We start from the raw sequence: 904 nt of genomic DNA, 5'->3' as shown, positions 1-904 counted from the left end.
TCAGAAAAAACCTATTTTATTAAGTGTAAAAGATACTATCTAACGATTAATCCAATAAATATAAGTATTTTTACAAAATAAAAAGCACTTTATTTTTTTCAATAAAGTGCTACATTTGCATTTACAATTTACAGAACTAAATAACATTTTAAAATAAAAACCCGTATCTTTTTTATTCGCCCTAAATACTTAATTGATACTTAATATAATCTTATCAAAAAAAGGAGGCTAATTAAAAATGCAATATTTTACCAAAATTAATAACAAAAAACGAATTACTAGTTATGAACATTTAAATAAAAAATATTATTTAAATTTTAGTGAATATAATTTTGGTTTTGATTGAGAAGTATTTAAAGATTTTGTTGGTGATAGTTATGCCCGATATTTTACTTCGCCAACTTTTTTTAAGTTTGTTTCAGCGGGGCGTGGTACTAATAAGACATGAAATCACCTAGCAGAAAAATTATTTTTTGCGTGTAATTTTACTGATGCTTCATCTAACATTTTACGAAGATATGCCAATACCCATGAAGATACTACATTTGGCGATACAATTAATGTATGTAATTATCTATACGATAAATATGGGATTGATATAGGACCCGACAATGAAAATGGCATTGTTTGACCTAAAAATGTTAAAGAAGGTGGAGAGATTGTTTTTCCTAGTGGTGTTCGCATTGCTTTTGATGGTTATGCTAATGGTAATAAAATTATGGGAAAAGTTGGTAAAGGTGGTGGTATTATATCGGCGTGAACAGATGAAATGATACATGCTGAAGAAAAAGAAATTTTAACTGATAAAGAACTAGATAAAAGATATAATAATTTAAGAGTTTCAATGTTTCGTTCTAAAAGTTTAAAAGTATCTTATGAAAAATACACGGATGAAAATGATAAT

At 26.5% G+C, this 904-nt stretch carries 1 protein-coding gene; it reads left to right on the top strand.

Annotation, left to right across the window (positions count from 1 at the left end; translation table 4 throughout):
• Window positions 1-238: 238 nt before the first annotated feature.
• Window positions 239-904, top strand: a 666-nt coding sequence (locus D9R21_RS06740) for a hypothetical protein (RefSeq protein WP_148108898.1), incomplete at its 3' end; no start/stop codon positions are given.

This window comes from Spiroplasma endosymbiont of Megaselia nigra, assembly GCF_003987485.1.
In the GTDB taxonomy this organism is placed as follows: Bacteria; Bacillota_I; Bacilli_A; order Mycoplasmatales; family Mycoplasmataceae; genus Spiroplasma.
The sequence above is the reverse complement of the archived record's forward strand: the minus strand, read 5'-3'. Positions and strand labels throughout refer to the sequence as shown.